General features: G+C 62.3%; 16 protein-coding genes and 1 pseudogene. 4 read left to right on the top strand and 13 right to left on the bottom strand.

Features of this window, described 5'->3' with window-relative positions:
- Positions 1-3 precede the first annotated feature (3 nt).
- Positions 4-498 carry a DUF4188 domain-containing protein gene (locus JOE60_RS03355; protein WP_167265061.1) on the bottom strand — a complete coding sequence of 165 codons (495 nt, stop codon included), beginning with the start codon at positions 496-498 and terminating at the stop codon, positions 4-6.
- A gap of 99 nt (positions 499-597) precedes the next feature.
- On the opposite strand from JOE60_RS03355, the gene JOE60_RS03350 reads away from it, so the two are divergent.
- A complete protein-coding gene (locus JOE60_RS03350) occupies positions 598-1,173 on the top strand; it encodes a TetR-like C-terminal domain-containing protein (protein ID WP_239528803.1) in 576 nt (191 codons plus the stop codon).
- On the opposite strand, the gene JOE60_RS03345 is transcribed toward JOE60_RS03350, so the two are convergent.
- Positions 1,170-1,868, bottom strand: coding sequence for an SRPBCC family protein (locus JOE60_RS03345; protein ID WP_167265063.1), 699 nt, complete (start codon positions 1,866-1,868; stop codon positions 1,170-1,172). The genes JOE60_RS03350 and JOE60_RS03345 overlap by 4 nt on opposite strands.
- Positions 1,861-2,496, bottom strand: coding sequence for an ArsR/SmtB family transcription factor (locus JOE60_RS03340; RefSeq protein ID WP_167265064.1), 636 nt, complete (start codon positions 2,494-2,496; stop codon positions 1,861-1,863). Before JOE60_RS03340 ends, JOE60_RS03345 begins: the two co-directional genes overlap by 8 nt.
- Before the next feature lie 85 nt (positions 2,497-2,581).
- Here JOE60_RS03340 and JOE60_RS03335 point away from each other — a divergent pair, with 85 nt between their 5' ends.
- Positions 2,582-3,511: an RluA family pseudouridine synthase gene (locus JOE60_RS03335; RefSeq protein ID WP_167265688.1), complete on the top strand. Its 930-nt coding sequence runs from the start codon at positions 2,582-2,584 to the stop codon at positions 3,509-3,511.
- 5 nt (positions 3,512-3,516) lie between these two features.
- Here the strand turns inward: JOE60_RS03335 and JOE60_RS03330 are convergent, their stop codons facing one another.
- The gene (locus tag JOE60_RS03330) at positions 3,517-4,011 is read right to left on the bottom strand and encodes an Lrp/AsnC family transcriptional regulator (protein ID WP_314325659.1); all 495 of its coding nucleotides are present in this window, start codon (positions 4,009-4,011) and stop codon (positions 3,517-3,519) included.
- A gap of 167 nt (positions 4,012-4,178) precedes the next feature.
- Here JOE60_RS03330 and JOE60_RS03325 point away from each other — a divergent pair.
- Positions 4,179-5,369: pseudogene (locus JOE60_RS03325) on the top strand (amino acid permease); the annotation flags it as partial.
- A gap of 137 nt (positions 5,370-5,506) precedes the next feature.
- Here the strand turns inward: JOE60_RS03325 and JOE60_RS03320 are convergent.
- Positions 5,507-6,055 (bottom strand): O-acetyl-ADP-ribose deacetylase, encoded by a 549-nt coding sequence (locus JOE60_RS03320; protein ID WP_167265065.1) that lies wholly within the window; start codon positions 6,053-6,055, stop codon positions 5,507-5,509.
- 54 nt (positions 6,056-6,109) lie between these two features.
- Between JOE60_RS03320 and JOE60_RS03315 the strand changes: the two genes are divergently transcribed.
- Positions 6,110-6,739, top strand: coding sequence for a DedA family protein (locus tag JOE60_RS03315; protein ID WP_167265066.1), 630 nt, complete (start codon positions 6,110-6,112; stop codon positions 6,737-6,739).
- Positions 6,740-6,783: 44 nt separating this feature from the next.
- On the opposite strand, the gene JOE60_RS03310 is transcribed toward JOE60_RS03315, so the two are convergent.
- The 8 genes from JOE60_RS03310 to JOE60_RS03275 all read right to left on the bottom strand — a co-directional run bounded on the left by JOE60_RS03310 (position 6,784) and on the right by JOE60_RS03275 (position 16,461).
- Entirely contained in the window at positions 6,784-7,089 is a 306-nt protein-coding gene (locus JOE60_RS03310) for a hypothetical protein (protein WP_167265067.1), read from the bottom strand.
- Between the two features lie 9 nt (positions 7,090-7,098).
- Positions 7,099-9,897, bottom strand: coding sequence for a phosphoenolpyruvate carboxylase (gene ppc / locus JOE60_RS03305; RefSeq protein WP_167265068.1), 2,799 nt, complete (start codon positions 9,895-9,897; stop codon positions 7,099-7,101).
- A 114-nt stretch (positions 9,898-10,011) separates the two neighbouring features.
- The gene (locus JOE60_RS03300) at positions 10,012-10,197 is read right to left on the bottom strand and encodes a hypothetical protein (protein WP_167265069.1); all 186 of its coding nucleotides are present in this window, start codon (positions 10,195-10,197) and stop codon (positions 10,012-10,014) included.
- A gap of 167 nt (positions 10,198-10,364) precedes the next feature.
- Positions 10,365-11,471 (bottom strand): hypothetical protein, encoded by a 1,107-nt coding sequence (locus JOE60_RS03295; protein ID WP_338112545.1) that lies wholly within the window; start codon positions 11,469-11,471, stop codon positions 10,365-10,367.
- 26 nt (positions 11,472-11,497) lie between these two features.
- On the bottom strand, positions 11,498-12,772 hold the full coding sequence (locus JOE60_RS03290) for a glycosyltransferase family 2 protein (protein ID WP_338112546.1): 1,275 nt from the start codon (positions 12,770-12,772) through the stop codon (positions 11,498-11,500).
- On the bottom strand, positions 12,769-13,689 hold the full coding sequence (locus JOE60_RS03285; RefSeq protein ID WP_167265070.1) for an ATP-grasp domain-containing protein: 921 nt from the start codon (positions 13,687-13,689) through the stop codon (positions 12,769-12,771). Before JOE60_RS03285 ends, JOE60_RS03290 begins: the two co-directional genes overlap by 4 nt.
- Positions 13,689-14,603: a PIG-L deacetylase family protein gene (locus tag JOE60_RS03280; protein WP_167265071.1), complete on the bottom strand. Its 915-nt coding sequence runs from the start codon at positions 14,601-14,603 to the stop codon at positions 13,689-13,691. The genes JOE60_RS03285 and JOE60_RS03280 overlap by 1 nt, the downstream gene beginning before the upstream one ends.
- Before the next feature lie 106 nt (positions 14,604-14,709).
- A complete protein-coding gene (locus JOE60_RS03275; RefSeq protein ID WP_167265072.1) occupies positions 14,710-16,461 on the bottom strand; it encodes an RNA polymerase sigma factor in 1,752 nt (583 codons plus the stop codon).
- Positions 16,462-16,632: the final 171 nt, after the last annotated feature.

The following is a 16,632-nucleotide window of genomic DNA, read 5'->3' as shown; positions in this document are numbered from 1 at the left end:
AACCTACTGGGCGGACCGTCCCGCGGCACCCATCCGCTGCTTGGCGGTATTGCTCCCGGGGCCGATCGGAACATGGGACGTGGCCTTCGCCAGGCCGAACAGAGGCATGCCGTTGTAGATGACCTCGACGCCGGCGGCCGGGACCTGGTAGGTCTCGTGCCACACGCCAATATCGCCGCTGCCCGCGACTTCCTTCATGAATGCCCGCCAGGGTCCCAGGTGCGGCGAGTCCTTGTCCGCAGCGAAGCGCCTCAGGTGCTCGGGGCTCTCCCAGTACGTGAGCATGATGGTGGTCCGCCCGAACCATTGCTCGCTGCCCAGCAGGCCTGATTCCGGATTGTTCGCCAGATGCTGCATCATGACGGGCATGGACGAGGCCACCTTGGCGAGCCGACCCATTTTCCACCAGCGGTTGGCCCGCATGCCGATCAGGAAGACGGTGACGGAATCGCGTTCAATGTCCGCCGTGAATCGGCCCGCAAATACTTGCTGTGCCATGCGAATCCTTTGGGTAGGGAAGCTCTGGAGGAGTCTCCGCGTTCCGCCATGGTGTTCCATAACGGTGTTATGAAACAAGGTTATGAAACAATGGACAGTATGGCAAGACCCATTGTTCACGATCAACAAGTGCGGCAGCGGCTGCTCTCCGTCACCGCGGACCTGGTGGACCGGGACGGCCCCAGCCGCGTCACCCTGCGGGACGTGGCCGCAGCGGCTGAAACGTCCACCACGGCCATCTACTCGCTGTTCGGCGGCAAAGCGCAACTGCTCACCGCCGCCGTCGACGACGGTTTCCGCAGCTTTGGTGCGTCGCAGCGGGAGGCCGCGGACGAAGGGCTGCTGGGACTGGGCCGTGCCTACCGGGTGTGGGCGCTGGATCATCCCGCGCTGTACCGGCTCATGTTCAGCAGTGCGCTGGCGGGCATTGTGGAATGCACCCCGACGCCGGATGTCACCTCTGATGCGATGCTTCCGTTGGTGGAGGCAGTCGGGATGGCACAGGCGGCGGGACAGCTCCGGACTGGAGACACCATGGTGATAGCCATGGCTATCTGGGGTCAGGTCCATGGACTGGTCAGCCTGGAGCTGGCCCGGATGAACCATCCCGCCACCGACTGGGCGGGCATCTACGAGTCCGCACTGAACGCAGTGGCCAGGGCGTGGGCGGCCTAAGCGCCCGCGTAGACCTTGTCAAAGAAGGAGCCCCACTGCTTGGCGGTGGGTTCGGAGTCCCCTGCCCCGCTGAAGTCGTGAACGGTCATGCCCACCGGGGCGCCGAACGCGTTGCGGCCAAAGAACCGGTAGAGGGTGTCCGCCGTGCGGAGGCCCAGGAAGTTCTCATTGGAGAAGTCCACCTCGCCGCGGAGTGGCCCCACGCCGTCAACCTCCACATCAAAGGCTGAACCTGCCGCGAGTCCGTCCACGCCGAGCGCTTGCTTGAACCGCACAAAGCCGTCCGGGGCCTGGGATGCCGCAGGAGCCTGGATGTCGGTAAACACCACGGGCTTGCCATCAAAGTGCTGCAGGTACTGCCCCAGCGTGTGGAGGTAGAACTCGGTGTGCTTGCTGGCGCCGTCATATTGGGCATCCCAGTTGTCCGCAAAGATTCCACTGTGCACGTAGTGCAGCTTGGCGCGTCCGCCGTCCACGGGCTCCACCACGTGCTCAAGCTGGTTGAACCAACCGTCCGGCCCATCCATGCGTGAGACCAAATGTTCGGGGTACTCTTCCACGGTTTTCAAGGCGGGCCATTGGTCCGTGGGGAACATCCAGGCCGGAGTGTCTTCCGTGACGGCCTGCCACACCCGCTCCGGAGTGGCAGGCAGCTCAGTGTCAGCCACGATTTCGAAGTTCCGCTTGTCAGTCATTGCTGTGATCCTTTTCTGCTGTGCGTTCAGTTTCAGTGGTTTTCAGTGCCGGATGAAGTACGACGACGAGCCTGTGCTTGCGTGCCCCGCCCGCCAGTGCGGCAGCACCGCCGTCGTGGTATTTGTCCACCAGATGGGTCACCGCTACTCCCAGTTCCTCCGCGAACGCAGCGCGTTCCGCGGCCGAACGGAAAGTGATTTCGCCGTCGATGGCGAAGCTGGCGAGTTTCTTTTTGGCCAAGGCCGCGCCCGTGATGAGCTTGCCCACTTCCTGCACGGTCCGGGAAGCCAGGGACAGCAGCCAGAAAGCTGAGAACCTGTCGGCGAACCGTCGCGGGTCCGGTGCAACGGAGGCCAAAGCGGCCGGAGAGATGACGTAGGAGGCTGCGGTGGCCCGGAGGATGCGCTCGGTGACGTTGCCCTTCCGGCGCTCCTCCATCAACTCCACCAGCCCATGCCGCTCCAGCGCTTTGAGGTGGTAGTTCACCTTCTGACGCGGGAGGCCCACCTTGGCCGCCAACTGCGTGGCGGAGGCCGGCTCCACCAATTCCTGGAGGATTTTGGTGCGGATGGGGTCCAGCGAAGCTTCGGCCGCGGCGGGGTCCTCGATGACTTCGATATCCAACATGGCCCCATTCTGCCAACCGACAACTTTTATTGTCAAGAACTTTTTTGCGTTCGGTGCGATTGTGGCCACGTAGAATTATCCGGTGATGCAATCCCCTCTCCCCGTGCGCGACGGCGTGAACGCAACCCGCCTTCGGCTCCCGGACGAGGGCCCATGGGACACCGCCATGGACTACATGATGCACCGCTGGGGCCATATCGACCCCCAAGGCATTGAGGACCGCTTCGACGCAGGCGAAATCGTGGGCGAGGGCGGCGTGCCCCTGGACCGCAACACCAAGCTGAAGGACCACACCTTCATCTGGTACTACCGGACCCTTCCCCCGGAAACGCGCCTACCGGTGGAGATCACCATCCTCCACCAGGACGATCACATCCTGGTGGTGGACAAGCCCCATTTCCTTCCCACCACACCCGGCGGGACCTACATCCAGGAATCGGCACTGGTCCGCCTCCGGAATCTTTTGGACCTCCCGGACCTCATCCCCATGCACCGCCTCGACCGGATGACCGCGGGCTTGCTGCTGCTTTCCACCAATCCTGAGACGCGCGGAAAGTACCAAGTGCTGTTCGAAAAGCGGCAGGTCCAGAAGGAATACGAATGCGTGTCCGCCGCGACGCCCGCAGCAGGCTATCCCGCCGTCGAGTTCCCGGCAGTGGTCCGAAACCGCATGACCAAATCCCGCAGCTACCTCCTGGCGGAGGTGGTGGACGGCGACCCCAACGCGGAAACGCGGATTGAACAGACAAGAACGTTCGACGCCGGCTCCAGCCAACGCGCGCTGTACCGGCTGGAGCCGCACACCGGAAAGACCCACCAGCTCCGCGTGCACATGGCATCACTGGGCCTGGGAATAGTGAACGACGCCTTCTACCCGGACCTGCTGGACAAGGCCCCGGACGATTACAGCAAGCCACTCCAGCTTTTGGCACGCGGCATCACATTCGTGGACCCCATCACCAAGCTGCCCGTGGAGTACCGCAGCCAGTTGGAACTGAGCGAAGCCAAGGACTGACCCCGTCAGTCCCCCGGCGTCAGATGGTCAAACACCAGGTTGGTCTGGGTATTGGCGATGGCCGGATCGGACGCCAAATGGACGGCGATGAAGTCGCGCAATTCCTTGGGTGTCCCGCACGCCACATGCATCATGAAGTCCTGGTCCCCGGCCAGGAGGAACACGCTTTGAACATTCGGCAGCGTGCGCAGGCGCTGGCCAATGGCCAACATTTTGTTCCTCGCCTGTGAGTTCACCCGGACCGAGATCAGCGCATAGACCACCAGGCCCAGGGCTTCCAAGTCCACCGCAGCATGGAAGCCACGGATCACGCCGGAGTCCCGGAGGGCGCGGACGCGGCCCAGGCAGGTGGAGGGTGCAACGCCGGCCCTGGCGGCCAGAACATTGTTGGGAATCCGGGCATCAGCCATCAGTTCCCTGAGGATTAGACGGTCGGTTTCGTCGAGCCGAACCCGGTTCGGAAGTGAGCCCAACGGGCGCGGGCTGGATGAATCGGACACTATCCCACCTCAAATACTTTTGTGATTCTTCGAAATCGTTGGCACGGAGTTGAGCCGGATTCTATCTTGAAGCGATTTGTAGAATCGACAAGGAGGTCGGATTGGCCAGTTTCAGCGAGATCCAAGAACGTGAAGGTGGGCTCAAGAGGCAGCTGACATCACGGCAAATGACCATGATCGCCCTGGGCGGCGCGATCGGCACCGGGCTGTTCCTGGGCAGCAAGTTCGCCATAGGTTTCGCCGGTCCCAGCGTGATCATCAGTTACGCGATCGGAGGCTTCATTGCCCTGTTGCTTATGGGTTCCCTCTCGGAAATGACCGTGGCACACCCCACGTCCGGTTCCTTTGGCGCTTTCGCTGAGCACTATGTCAGCCCACTGGCAGGGTTCCAGGTCAAATACATGTACTGGTCCTGCATTGTCCTGGCCGTTGGCACGGAGGTGACCGCCGTGGGCGAATACATGAAACTGTGGTTCCCGGACGTTCCGTCCCTGCTGTGGGTGATCCTGTTCTCGGCCCTCCTCATCGGCGTGAACACCATGAACGTCAAGGTCTTTGGAACCCTAGAGTACTGGTTCTCCAGCATCAAAGTGTTCGCGATTGTGGCCTTCATCCTGCTGGGCGCATACATAGTTTTCGGCGCCCGCACTGAAGGGACCGGTTTCCAAAACTACTCGGCGGAAGGTGGCTTCTTCCCCAACGGCCTGTCCGGGACATGGTTCGCCGTGATCGTCTCCATCTTCAGCTACCTCAGTATCGAGATGATCGCCATCGCAGCCGGCGAAGCAAAAGACCCCGCCACTGCGGTGAAGAAAGCGTTCCGCACCACCATTGCCCGCCTGTTGCTGTTCTACATCGTGACGTTGGCATTGATTCTGGCAATCGCTCCGGTGAGCCAGATTCTCGCAGGAGGCAGCCCCTTCGTCACCGTCATGCAGAACCTCGGCATCCCCTTCGCGGACAGCCTGCTTACCTTCGTGGTGATCATCGCCGCCCTGTCAGCCATGAACAGCCAGCTCTACATCTCCACCCGCATGATTTTCAGCCTCTCCCGCGGCGGAGACGCACCTGCCGTGTTCGGCAAGCTCCGCTCGAATGGAGCACCGGTCAACGCCTTGGTTCTTTCCACAGCCGGCATCGCGATTGCCACGGTGGTGTACGCCATGTTCCCCGAAACGGCCTTCACGTTCATGATGGCCATCTCCATGTTCGGGGCCATGTTTACCTGGTTCATGATCTTTGTGACGCACTGGTTCTTCCGCCGCAGCATCAAACGGTCCGGAAGCGAGTTGACGTTCAAAACCAGGTTCTTCCCCGCCGGCACCATCCTGGGCGCCATCCTCATGCTGGCAATCGCCATCAGCACCCTGGGGACAGAGGCCTTCGGAATGACACTGGTATTCGGGCTGCCTTCCTTGGCGCTGGTCACCGCCCTCTATTACGTGCTGCGGCGACGCAAACGCCAAGCCCTGATCCCAGAGCGGGGTGAGAAGTCCTACGCAGGCTGGGCGGCGAACACCGAGCGGAACACCGCCGTCGTCTCCGCCGAAAACAGCACAAATTCCACCACCTCAAGAGGGCTGCCTGACGCGGCACCCGCGGCATGGGACCGCTCGAACCGGTTCACGGCGTCGAGCGCTGTTTCCGCAACCTGGCGGGCATCCCAGCCGTAGATCCCGGCGCTGATGGCAGGAAAGGCAACGGACCGGGCTCCGAGGTCCGTTGCCACCTTCAGGCTTTCGGCGAAACATGATTCCAGGAGTTCAGGATCCGTCTGGCCGGCGTGCCGGTTGGGTCCCACCGTGTGGACCACCCAGGTGGCAGGCAACAGAAATCCCGGGGTCGCCACGGCGGCACCCACCGGCAAGCCGTCGCGCAGCTCCCCCTCCCGCAGGGCCCGGCACGCCGCCAACAACCCGGGTCCCGCAGCCCGGTGAATCGCGCCATCCACTCCCCCGCCACCCAGCAGGGAGGAATTGGCCGCATTGACGATTGCATCCACGGGCCGTTGAGTAATATCCCCGTGCAGAACTTCTCTCCGCATGCCACCAGTCTTTCGCCGCAGCCGCACAGGTGGCAAGTGCGGTACCTTGTGGCCATGGACATCACCGCCCCGGCCTCGTGGGGATCCGCGATTTACCTGTGGATCGTACCCATTGTGGTGGGCGACGCCATTTTCCCGCCGATTCCCTCCGAAATGGTGGTCATCACCGGCGGAGCGCTGGCCGCCGACGGCCACGCCAATATCTGGCTGGTCCTGGTCCTCGCCGCAGTGGGTTCATGGCTGGGCGACATGGCGGTGTACATGCTGTTCAAACGGCGCATCAGCCACGTCCTGGACCGCTGGGCATGGGGCCGTAAAGTGCACAGCGGGATCCACTCCGCCATCGCCAAAGCCGGCCGGTCGTCAGCGTACGGCGCCATCATCGGTGCACGTTTTGTCCCCGGCGGCAGGCTGGCCACGTCAGCCGCCGCGGGGATCGCCAACGTGTCCGTCCGTGGTTTCAGCCTCTGCGCCGGGCTCGGTGCCGTGTTGTGGGCGGTGTGGCAGGTAGGCCTGGGCTACTTCACCGGCTCCACCACCAAGCTCCCTTTCTGGGCCAGTTCCCTGATAGGCGTGGGCGTGGGCCTGGTGATCGGAGTGGTGGTCGGCTTCATTGTCACCCGCAGGCGCGGCGATCCCTCACCTGTCGAAGAACCTTACGACGGCGAAGCCCCCCAGCCCTGAGGTTGCCCCGCTTGCACGGGTGCTTTGGTTACACGGGCGCGTGGTTATACGGGTGCCCAGCGGCCGCGGTTGCGCCGCAGCACATACATGCTGCCGGTCAGCGCAACACGCTCGACGGCGTCACGCATCATCGCTGCCGACGTTCGGGCGTCGTCATTCTCGCCTGCGTAGTCCCTGTCGTCCACGGTGAACCTCAGGCTCAGCTGCGGGACCCCGCCAACAATGTCGAGTTGGTTCGACTCCACATGGTGGCGGGTCTCCAAGGCCTCCACGGCTGCTGCCATGACGGCCTCAGGAGCATTGCCCGGCTTGAGCCCAGTGATTTTCAACTTGGTCTGGAACGACGGCATCCCACCACTTTAGCCAGTGTTGCGCAGGCCGGCCGCAACACCATTGACGGTGATGAGCATGGCCCGCTGCAGGCGCTCATCGATCTCAGCCCCGGACACCGATTCCTCACGCACGCGGCGCAGCAACTCCACCTGCAAGTAGCTGATGGGGTCCAGGTACTGATCGCGGATTTCCAATGAACGCTTCAACGTGGGCTGCGCATCGAGCAATTCGGTTTCACCGGTGAGGCGCTCGATTTCGGCCACGGTGAGCTCGTATTCGTCACGGATCATGTGGAACAGGCGGTGCAGCTCCTCCGGGACCAGTGAGGAAACGTAGTGTCCGGCAATCTCCATGTCAGTCTTGGCCAGCGTCATCTCAACATTGGAGATCACCGAGCGGAAGAAGTGCCACCGCTCCATCATTTCCACCAGCTGATCCTTGTTACCGGCCTCGCGGGCGGCTTTCAGGCCGGAGCCAACGCCGAACCAGCCGGGAACGATCTGACGGGACTGGGTCCATCCAAATACCCACGGGATGGCCCGCAAGCCACCCAAGCCGGCACCGGAATCGGGTCGCTTGGAAGGACGCGAGCCGATGTTCAGCGACCCGAGCTGCTCCACCGGCGTCGAGGCCAGGAAGTAGGCGGGAAGCTCAGGATCGTCAATCAGTGTGCGGTACCGGTCAAAGGCGGCGTCGGAAATGGTTTCCATGACGTTGGCGTAGCGTTCGCGCTCATCTTCGGAGGTACGGGGAGTCCTGTGCAGCGCGGAACCCTGCATGACCGCAGCCAAGGACAACTCCAGGTTTTCCCGGGCAAGGTCCGGCAGCGAGTACTTATCCGAGATGACCTCGCCCTGCTCGGTGAACTTGATTTCACCTTCCAGGACGCCGTTGGGCTGGGCCATGATCGCGTCATAGGTGGGTCCACCGCCGCGGCCCACGGAACCACCACGTCCATGGAACAACCGGACGCGGACGCCGTGCTTGGTGGCAATGTCCCGGAGCTTGCGCTGGGTCTTGTGGATTTCCCACTGGCTGGTCATCACTCCCGATTCCTTGTTGGAATCGGAGTAGCCCAACATGACTTCTTGGACGTTCCCGCGGAGGCGGACCAGCTCGCGGTAGGACGGATCAGACAACAACTGGTCCACGATCTCCGCCGACGCCCGCAGTTCCTCCACGGTTTCCAACAAGGGGGCGAACCCGATCTTTGCGTGTGGCTTGGAACCGAACAGGTCAATCAGGCCCGCTTCACGGGCCAACACAGCAGCTGCCAGAACGTCATCAGCACCGCGTGTCATGGAGATGATGTAGGTCTCCACAACATCCGGGCCATAGGTGTGCAGTGCCTGGCGGATGCTGCGGAAAACGTCGTAGGTGCCGTCAGCTGTCCCCTCCAGCTTGATGGGGTGGCCGGACAACGGGCGACGGGACGCGAGTTCGGCGCCGAGGTACTCGAAGCGCTCCTCACGGCTCAAATCGCCGTACGGCTTTTCCGTACCAAGCCGGTCCACCAACTGCCCCACTGCATCATGGTGGTAGTCCGCGTGCTCGCGGATATCCAAGGTGGCCAAGTGGAGACCGAACGCTGAGATGGCCCTTCGGACGCGGGCAAGAGCACCGTCTGCCACCAGTTCTGCTGAATGGTTGCGCAGGGACGTCTCCAGAAGGCCGAACTCAGCCAACAATTCAGCTGTTGTGGCGTAGTCGCGGCCAGGCTCATGGTAGGTGGATCCCGCTACGCGGCGGCCGGTGTTGATCAGCTTTGCCTTGATACACGTCAGCTTCAGGCGGTACGGCTCCTGTGCATTCAGTTCCAGGACGCGCTTGTCCAAACCGGGGAGGTTCTTGAGGTCTACCTCGATCGAGTCCAGCAACTCCTGGTCTGCGCCGAAGAGCGCAGTGGAGTTGGACAGCACGGAGATGAGCTCGTCAATCAGGGCGATGCTGATCCGCACTGCGTTCTGGTTCTGCAACTGCAGAATTTCGCGGGTTACCGCTGCGGTGACGTTCGGGTTGCCGTCACGGTCACCACCAATCCAGGATCCGAAGCGCAACGGCGCAGCAGCGGTAGGCAGGGTCACACCGTGCTCAGCCAGCAGTTCGGAGAGGTCGGTCAGCATCTCCGGCATGGCGTCGGTGAGGATGCTGTTCAGGTAGTAGATGGCATTCCGGGCCTCATCAACGGGGGTGGGGCGCACCTTCCGGAGCTCATCGGTTTGCCACATCTGGTCGATGATTTCAGCCAACTGGCGGTCCTGGCGGCGGCGGGCCGAGGTTCCCTCAGCCGTAGGTTCGGCCAGTACGTCGGAAAGCTTGCGGACCTTGTCCAGAACGGATCGGCGCGAAGCCTCTGTGGGGTGGGCCGTGAAGATGGGCCGGACATCCAGCTCATTGATGACGTCCTGCAACACCTGGGGGCCCGCTTGGCCGGCGATCTCCGTGACAGCCTTGGCCAACCAGCCGTCCTTCTCCTGCCGGGTACGCAGGCCACGCACACGGTGAACTTGCTCGGCCGCGTTGCTGAGGTGGAAGTAGAACGCGAAAGCGCGCACCAGATCAGTCGCCTGGTCCAGTGGCAGGGAGGCGAGCAGTTCGCGGACCTGGGCTACGACGTCGTGCGCGCTCCACGGCCCGGTAGCGTCCGCGCCGCCGCGGGCCGCTTCCTTGGATTCCTTGGTCAGCAGCCGTACCTGCTCCACCAATTCGAGCAATTCGGGGCCGTGCTGGCGTACCAAGGACTCGCCCAGCAGGGTGGAAACGCGACGCACGTCGGCCCGCAATTCAGCGGCCAGGTCAGTGTCAAGATGGGCAGTGTGAACCATGGATACAACCTTCGGATCAGGTGTGGCCAGTACACTGCGCTGGATACTGTGAGCCGGATTACTTGTGTTTCCTAGGGATCTTACCTGCTTGAAACACGAGCAATGGAATGCGTCTCAGATTTTGGCATCGCCTTTCCAGACGCTCTTGGAACGGCTGGGCAGGACGATCTTTCCGGCCAGCAGCTCGTCGTGAATACTCCCCGACCCGGCAGACAAGTGCTCGTGCCGGCGTTGCCGCAGCTCTTCCAGCGCAGCGGCAGCTTCCATGCGGGTGGGCGCACCGGTGGCGGGCTCGATCATGGAAAGAACGCTGCCCAGGGTGCCCGTTGCCCCTCTGGCAGGGATTCCTTTCTGCACTATTCGGTTGCCCGCCCAGATAGCCCCACAAATGATAGCCAAGCCGATCATCACTGGAAGTACTGCATCCGTCCCCATGCGGTCAGGGTACTCCGCAGCCAACCGTCGGGCTAGGATCCCCCGGGATTCCACACCTCCTTGAGGACGTCCCAGTGATCTTCCGTCATCAAACTGGCCGGCGTCACGGAGACGGACGCCACCCCACCACTGGCAGCATCCACCAGTGCTGAGCGGAAGCGTTCCGGCGGGATCACACCCGGCTCGGCCCACAGCCCCACGGACAACGACATCCGGTCTCCCCCGCGCTCCACCAGCGTCCGGGAGAGCTCACTGGTCCTGGGCGAGCGTTCCGTGTTCAGTCCGACGTACTCCCACACATGAAGCCGGTCCAGGTTCTTGAGGAGAAGATCGTAGTCCTGCCCGCTGTCCGCCCGGTCCGCAGAAGCTGAATCACGCGGCGAGCGCACGTCCATTTCAAGCCGGACGTTGTAAGGCTCGACGGCGGCCCGCACCTTACGGACGATGTCCGCCATCGCCTCACTCCGCCAGGTGCTGATCCGGGGATCCGATACATCGATGTTCCCGTCGCTTTGCCGAGGCCAGTCCGCGACGTTCAAGGTTGCCCGGTAGTCCGCGAGGTCGTCACTGCCGAACGTGAAGTCATCAAACATCAGTTCCGTGAGGTTGACCGCATCCGGACGATAGGTGGCTGCCACTGCAGCCGCCAGCGACGCCAGACGTGAACCCGCTGCACCGTGCCGCAAGGCTGTCACGCTGGGAAAACTTGGTGAGGATTGCCCGGTGACGCTCCGGCCTGCCAGTGACGGGTCATCCACCAAAGCGCGGCCCAGCAGAACATCGATCGTGAGAATGACCTCCCGGTGTCCGCCCCGAGCCGGGTTCTTCAGCGTCTGGATTGCCTCCGCCACAAAATCCCTTCCAGTCTTGACGGCTACTGTGGAGGTGGCGTCGCCGTGGCCCCGCCAAGGGAAAGCGGTCCAGTCCGTGCGGCCAACAGCAATGGAAACCGCGGTGGCGTCCACTGCATCCACATGCCTCGCCAGCTCATGGAGGTGGGCGGGATCGGTGTTGACTACGTCTTCGAACCCCAGATTCACCATTCGATCTGCCGGGCGGGACGGGGCTGCCGATGGCGTAGAACAGCCGGTCAAGGCAAGCAGCAATCCCAGGGTCACCACTGTGGCAACTGTGGCCACAGTGGAGAGTGAACTCCAGAAGGCGTTCAAGCATTCACCGCCCCGGCTGGCACTTCGGAACTCGCCACGGAGATGATCCCGGTTCGCTGCAGCTTGTTCCACCGGGCCGGGCTCCCGCGAACCTCCTTGATGATCGCGCTGCTGAGGGCCAGCCCCACGAATACTGAATAGAAAGGCCACAGCGGAAGAGTCCACAGGAACCGCAGGTCCCGCCACGAGCGGTTGAGACCAATGGAGAAGACGATCAACAGCAATGAGACGAACAGCCCCAGCCATCCCAAAATGGCCATGATGTCGTTTGGCACGGGTCCCCGTCCGGCCAGATAAAGGAACGGAAGCACCGCCAGGATCACCAACTGCAGCACCGGGATCACCACCATGGTGAAGGCGTTGAAAAGGAGGAAGAATCCGAACATCCCGTAGCGCGGGCGCCCCACCATCCCCCTGTGCTCGCGCAGCGTCTGAAGGAGTCCGCGGGACCACCGGACGCGTTGCCGCCACAAGCCGCCGAGGGTGGAGGGGGACTCGGCATAGACCAACGCCTTGGGTTGGAACCTCACCCGGTATCCCGCCTGGTAGACGCGCCACGTCAGTTCAAGGTCTTCCCCGAGGGTGTCCTCATGAAAACCACCCAGTTGATGCACCAACCCGGCTCGGAATGCGCCGATGTTACCCGAGACAATGGGCAGGCAGTGCAACAGCGAGAGCGCCCTCCGGACAAGCCCGGTGCCCACATGGCTGAGGACGGCCAGCATCATGGTTTGAACGCGATTCAGATTGACGGGCCTGTCGTCACCGCAAACGGCCCCAACCTTGGGATGGTCAAAACCCTCGAGCATCTGATGCAGAGTATCCGGAGCGAACAAGCCGTCAGCATCGACGAACATCAGGATGTCTCCCCGCGCCTTGGAGATCCCGTGGTTGAGTGCCGCTCCCTTGCCGGCGTTCGGCTGTGTATGGAAACGGACTCTCTGGTTCCTCTCAGCCAGTCCGGACATGATCTCCAGCGTGGAGTCCGTGGAGCCGTCGTCCACCAAAATGACTTCCAGGCGCGGGTAGTGGCTGGCCAGGATCGATTCAACGCACTTGGTCAGGACCACGGCCTCGTTGTAGCCGGGAACAATCACTGAGACCAGGGGCTGATCGCTCACCAACGAGTAGCGGTGCCTCGCATCGCTGGCGCGGTACACACGGTTGAACAGCAAGGCCAAGGGAACGTAGGCGATTTTCACCAAGCCGAAGCCCAGGATCATCAATCCACCCCATTGAACAAAGGCCTCGGCACCATCCAGGAATGTCACACGGTTCCTGCCCGCGCCGGCGAGTGAACGTAAGGATAAAGAACGCTGGCCAGCAACTCCGGAGCATGCGCACTGTTGGCGCCGAATCTGGCGTTGACTTCCAGCACCACCGGACGTCCGTCGCTCAGCCGGCGAATGTCCACATCAACGGGCCCCGACAAGCCCAAAGCGGCCACAGCAGCCAGTGCCTGGTTGGCAACGTCCGCGGCAGACGCCGTCTCCACACGCTCGACCGACACTGCGTTACCGATCCGCCCACCCTTCAGTTCCGTCTTCTCCAGCACTACCACCAGATCATCCGGAGACGTTGGTACAGCGGAATGAACCACGGGCGCATACTCGGTGCCGGAAGCGAAGCGTTGGACAATCCAAGAGTCATCCAATGCGGACCAGATGTCGGCTGCGGCCCTGGACCCATCCGCCGAACGTTCCAGGATCTGCACTCCCCGCCCGCCCCGGGATACACGGGGTTTAACCACCAACGTGCCGCCCATCAGGGCCATGGCTTCATGGAGCGAAGCGAAGTCACCCGGAAGCGCGAAAGGAGGAACCGCGACTCCAGCGGCGGCAAGTGTGTTCATGGTCAAATACTTGTCGTTGGCCAGGCGCACGGGGCCGGACTCAGAAATGAGGACGTCCACTCCGGGGGCAAAGCCTTCCCTGGCAGCGGCCACTGCCACGAGTTCGTCGCTCACGGTGGGGATCAGAAGCTGGATGCCATGGGTGGCCACCAAGCCACGCAACTCCCACAAATACTGCGGAGATTCGGACGGTGAAACCACAGCAACCGAATCGGCCGCGGAGGTGGGGACCGGCCGCATATCGACGCCAAGCACCCAATGCCCCAACGTTCTCAATTGCGCTGACAGGGAGCTTCCCGCAGGACCGCCCACACCTGTCACCAGGACACGCACCATCAGAACTCCCCTACTGCGGACCCAAGCAACCGGACTGGTTCAAAGCCCTCGGCGTAGATGGTTTTCACTTGTGAACCACGGAAGGCCGCCAGACTGCGGACCCTTTCGGCGGTCATGTATGGCTTTCCCTTCTGATCACGATGCATGGCCACGGCATGGACTTTGACGTCCACGTACCCGGCAATATCCACGAAAACGCTGGGATCAAATTGCCTTGTTGACGACGGACTCTCAAAGCACAGGATGGACGAGTGCTGCCGTGCGGCCCGCATGGTGGCGCTGTGCACGGCCAAGTGATCCTGGTGGTAATCATGGCGGGAGTGGGTCATCACAACGTCCGGTTGGAAGTCCTCCATGATGGCCTCGATCGCCTGGACCATCTCCAGTGCGTGCTCGGACAGGCTGGTGTCAGTGAAGTCGTGTACTTCCACTGCAGCAGCCCCCATGAACTCGGACCCCGACGCCGCTTCCGCCACCCGGACAGTGCTGTTTCCGCCCTCACTCCCGGAGCTCATCACCATGGTGCGGACTTCGTGGCCGGCGTCAGCCAACTTGGCAAGGGTTGCACCGCATGCCAATTCCAAATCATCCGGGTGGGCCCCAATAGCCAAGACGCGCCTGGGTTGGGCAACGACGCCCGCACGAATCCGGAACGCCGGCGCCAAGAGGCAGGCAAACAACAGCGCAGCCAGTGCCAGGAAAGCTACGATTTGGCCCCAGAGGGGATTCTGGTGCCCCACCATGCAGCAACCCACCGACGTCAGGAGCAGCGCCCCCAGAATCACCGCTGCCCACCGAAGGCGATGCGGCGAATGAAACTTGCGGGCAAACCAGCGCTGGCCGGTCGGAGTCAAGGCCCACACTGCCACCCCAGCGCCCAGCAGGCCAGCCATGGCAACCATGGTTCCCTTCATTTTTCCCCTATTTATTACTTGGAAAGAGCGCGGCCATTTTCACGCCGCCGATTATTGAGTGGCATCAACCGCTCCTTCGTGACGGCACATGCCCGCCCCAACTGAACTAGTACCCGTAAGCGAAGAGGTTGGGCACGATCCGTTCCCCCACCAGTGAGTACGTGAGCAGTCCGTGGTCCTTGTGGCTTTTGGACTCCACAGACACATGGAAGTGGAGGTCAGACCTCCTGGCGTTTTCCGTGCTGCAGACCAGCACCTGCCGTTTTGCCAGCGAACAGCTCCAGCCCTCAGGGGCCCGGACGGAGCCTTCTTTGATGAAGCCAAACGGCCCCACCGAGAAGACCGCCTTGCCTGCGCCCAACGATTCCGATCCGTAAGCATCGAAATCTATGTCCAAGGCTTTATCGCCATCACTGCGGTCGCGGTTCCATTGGGCTGAGCCCGTCACCCTGGTCTTGGCCAGAGGCACAGGAGTTGGTGTGGGCTTGGGAACGGATGAAGGCTGGGGTTGGAGCGTGGGTCGCGGCGTGGAGGTGGGTGCGGGTGGGGTCGGCTTGGGGGCAGCAGGCGACGCTGGAGCGGGCGTCGTGTCCGGGGCAGGCGTTTCCAAGGGATCCGGAGTAACTGGCGCCGATGGGACGGTCGGAGAAACTGACTCCGAGGGAACGACCGGGGAAACCAGCTCCGAGGGAACGGCCGGGGGCAAAGGTCGCTCCGCAACCGGGGGCGATGAATGGTTATCGGGCGCTGAAGCAGCGCTTGTCGTCGGGGTAGGGGCTGTGGTGCTCGGGGCTGCGGTGTTCGAGGACGTGGTGGAAGGAGCCGCAGTTGTGGGTGGGGCAGCCGTGGGTGAGGCAGGGTACTCAACGGGTCTGGTGGAACCAGCGTCCAGGGCTTGGGATTCTGAGTAAGAGCTCGCAGCGGACTGATTGATGATGCCGACCGCGCCGAGTATTACGCCCACACCTGCAGCGGTCATCATGGCTATCACGGCCGGCTGCGCCAACCCCGGCAGTCCCAGCCCCTTCGACTGCAGGACGCCACCAAGTGCACCAATCCCGGCCCCTTTGCCGGCCCACGCTGCCACGGGGATCCCCGTCATCAGCGGAAGAAGGACGGCCCTCATACTGCCTTGGACATCACGCAACTCAGCCACCGCGGCGGTGCAGGATTTACAGCCCCGCACGTGGTCTGCCACCTTCCGGTCAGCGATTCTGGCCAGTCCACCGCGGACGTAGTTGCCCAGCTTGGAGACGTACTCTGCACAGCCGTCGTCCTTGTGGTCCGCAAGGTGCGATTGCAGGTATTGCCGCCTCAGCCCCTCCCTGGCGCGCAGTGCCAGGGCCGATACCGCGTTGGGTGACATCCCCAGGATCGGCGCCACCACTGCGGGCTTCATCCGTTCCACGTCCACGTACCACAGCACGGCCTGCCATCTTTCAGGGAGTGCCCGGAAGGCTTTCGCCACTGTTTCGGATTCGAAGGCATCAATAGCGGGATCATGGGTGGTGAGTACCTGATCCAACACGGTGTCGTCGCTGCTTGGCAGGACCCGGCCAGCCTTGCGGTTCCGTTGGTGGGAAAGCCTCGTGACCGTGGACAGGAGATATGCCCTGAAAAAGGATTCGGGCCCTTTCCCTGCCATCAAACTTTGGAGGACGGATTGGAAGGCCTCCGCCACCACATCCTCCGCATCACTGGGGTTGTCAACATTGCGTCTGGCAACCTTCGATGCGATGGGAACGTGTCGTTCATAAAGCGCGTCGAAGGCAGATATGTCGCCTCCCCTCACCAGAGAGATCAGATGGCCGTCGCTCCCGACGTCCTCATGACTATCCGGATGTGCTTCCCGTGCCATCTACAGTGCCCCCAAAAACATCAACAACATGCCCATGTTTAAGAAGTGCACCTACCTGCGCGGTCGTGACGCGGTTTCTACACTGAATTGAGCAACAATCTTCACGTCACAGCTTCGTCACGAATTGCCCGATTTGTGCACTTTCCGGGTATGACACTGTTCCGGACAAAA

Source organism: Paenarthrobacter ilicis, assembly GCF_016907545.1.
Taxonomy (GTDB): Bacteria; Actinomycetota; Actinomycetes; order Actinomycetales; family Micrococcaceae; genus Arthrobacter; species Arthrobacter ilicis.
Note: the sequence above shows the minus strand (reverse complement) of the source record. Positions and strands in the feature narration are given on the sequence as shown.